Here is a 2594-nt window from a genome sequence, read left to right as displayed (position 1 = left end):
TTGATTTGATTTTTTATTATTGGAGATATCTAATACTAAAATTTGAACAGAATTTGTTCTGGGCAAATTTTCACTAAGTTAGCTCCAGGAGGGAGTAGGAAGTCGGGATTCGGGAAAAATATTTGATGATTTTTGTGGGATAATTGATTTGATTTTTTATTATTGGAGATATCTAATACTAAGATTTGAACAGAATTTGTTCTGGGCAAATTTTCACTAAGTTAGCTAAAGCAGGAAATAGGGAGTAGGGAGTAGGGAGTAGATAAAAATAGTTGATGATTTCTGTAAGATAATTGATTTGATTTTTTGTTATTGGAGAAGTCTAATCCTAAGATTTGAGCAGAATTTGTTCTTGCCAAATTTTCACTAAGTTAGCTACTGCATTATCCCAACTGTATTTAGCAACAGATTCTTTAGCATTAATACCCATTTTTATCCGTAAATTACTATCTTCAATTAAGAGCTTCAATTTCTCACAAAAACTTTCTTGATTTCCTGGAGTAAATAATAAACCATTCTTACCATCTTCAATATTTTCTGTGACTCCTCCAGCTTGAGGAGCAACTACTGGAATACCTGCAGCAAATGCTTCTAATACAGTTAAACCTCTAGTTTCCTTTTCTGAAGCTGTGACATGAAAATCACTATTTTTCAAAATATTAGGTACATTTTCAGGAGGTACTCTACCTAATAAATAAACAAGATTTGTCGCTTGAGCTAATCTATTTGATATTTCATCGCGCATCGGACCATCTCCAACAATTATTATGGAAATATTTTCTATATTTACTAATTGTTGAAGTCTGACAAAAGCATCTAAGGTAAATTTCCAACCTTTATCTTCGGTTAGTCTTCCTAAAAATACTATTTTTACTTTGTTATCTAAATTAGGAATTTGATAATTTGATTCCCAGAAATTAGTTGTTATTGTGGCTGACTCAAATTTCTCTATATCAAAACCATGAAAGTTGACATACATAGCATTTTTAATTTCCATACTGACAATTTTTTGATAGGTAATACTACTAGAAACTAAAGTCAAATCGTATTGGTTATAAATTGAGACAAAACTTTTTTTAAAGATTAATTGCAACATCAGATTAATGCCTTTTGGTAAAGGCAAAAAATCTTCAAAATATTCGAGAAAGTTAGTTCTGAAAGTACAGACGCAGGGAATATTATTTTGTCGAGCAAATTCGATACCAGCTAAACGAAAAAAAGCAAAAAATAATCTTTCTGGTTCATCTACATGAATAATNGGTTATAAATTGAGACAAAACTTTTTTTAAAGATTAATTGCAACATCAGATTAATGCCTTTTGGTAAAGGCAAAAAATCTTCAAAATATTCGAGAAAGTTAGTTCTGAAAGTACAGACGCAGGGAATATTATTTTGTCGAGCAAATTCGATACCAGCTAAACGAAAAAAAGCAAAAAATAATCTTTCTGGTTCATCTACATGAATAATTTCTGGCTGAAATTTTTCTAATTCTCGGCGGACTATTTGGTAAGTGTTAAATCCTACGTTTCTTTCAAAATCTAGAAATGGTGTACTAGGTAAATTAATGACTTGAACTCCAGGGAAAATATTACCTGTGTAATCTTTCCAATTTGGATATAAATGAGCTAGGGGACTATAGTCAGGACAAAATAATAATACTTGATGTCCGAATTGACTGAGTTTTTGGACTCGGTAATAACCACTAACGGTTACTCCATCTAATACGGGTAAAAATCCAGAGGCAATAATGGCAATTTTCATAAATGAAGGAAGAAAGCAAGAAAGCTTAATCTGAGGCTAAGGAATTATAGTAGAAGTCAGAAGTGAGTAGGGGCGAATGGCTTTTCGCCCGTACAGATAGGGGAGCCGTCGGATTGGCGACGTATGTTTTTGTAACAGGGATTTACGCCCCACTCCAAAAATATTTTGCCGATCAAGGCGGGGTTGCGTGACCCAATTTTTTTGATAATTCAAAAGTAAAATTTTAACAGAATTTCATACCTAAAATCAGCAACGGCTATCAGTCATAAAATCCTACTTATTGAATATATAGTTAATTATTGTTCAAAAAGATATTCTAAATTACGATATCCACTAACTACTCTCACAATCTCAACACCATTATCTATTAAACAATAGAGAATAATATAATTATGAAGAGGAATACCTCTTAATGAAGGTTCAATATCTTGATAACTCTTTGCCATATTTGGAAATTGTAATAATTTTTCGCATTTGTTTTCAAAAGCAATAACAAATCTTTCACCAACACCTACATTATGATAGGCAAAATAATCAAAAATTTCATCTAAATCTTGACTTGCTTCTGGAGAAATTTAACAAATTATCATTATTTTTTTTCTTTGAATTTATTGATAACAGTTTGTACCTCAATTCCTTCACCTCTATCTAGTTTTGCTAAACCTACAGCTACTTTTTTGCGAGTATATTCTACCCAATTTTGATAATGTTTATCTCTTTCATCTAATAATTTTAATGCTTCAGCAATAACTTCATCAACAGTTGTATATTTACCACTGGTTACTTTAGCTTGAATTAATTTTTCTTGTTCTGGCTTTAAAATAATATATATT

Annotated in this window: 4 protein-coding genes; all 4 read right to left on the bottom strand. The window is 31.1% G+C overall.

Annotation, left to right across the window (positions count from 1 at the left end; translation table 11 throughout):
• Nucleotides 1-328: 328 nt before the first annotated feature.
• Complete coding sequence (locus AFK68_RS02415; protein WP_246843945.1) at nt 329-979, bottom strand: glycosyltransferase family 4 protein; 651 nt, start codon at nt 977-979, stop codon at nt 329-331.
• Between the two features lie 280 nt (nt 980-1259).
• Nucleotides 1260-1761, bottom strand: a 502-nt coding sequence (locus tag AFK68_RS02410) for a glycosyltransferase (protein WP_143437438.1), incomplete at its 3' end; no start/stop codon positions are given.
• Nucleotides 1762-2057: 296 nt separating this feature from the next.
• Nucleotides 2058-2336 (bottom strand): type II toxin-antitoxin system RelE/ParE family toxin, encoded by a 279-nt coding sequence (locus AFK68_RS02405; RefSeq protein WP_094671341.1) that lies wholly within the window; start codon nt 2334-2336, stop codon nt 2058-2060.
• Between the two features lie 14 nt (nt 2337-2350).
• A partial coding sequence (locus tag AFK68_RS02400; RefSeq protein ID WP_246843943.1) for a type II toxin-antitoxin system ParD family antitoxin occupies nt 2351-2594 on the bottom strand: 244 nt, incomplete at its 5' end.

Origin of the sequence: Hydrocoleum sp. CS-953 (assembly GCF_002260545.1) — a bacterium.
Classification (GTDB): domain Bacteria; phylum Cyanobacteriota; class Cyanobacteriia; order Cyanobacteriales; family Microcoleaceae; genus Trichodesmium.
The sequence above is the reverse complement of the archived record's forward strand: the minus strand, read 5'-3'. Positions and strand labels throughout refer to the sequence as shown.

Bases quoted from the DNA above. Each gene is read 5' to 3' on its own strand.
- AFK68_RS02415 (WP_246843945.1), bottom strand. From the start codon at position 979: ATGTATGTCAACTTTCATGGTTTTGATATAGAGAAATTTGAGTCAGCC.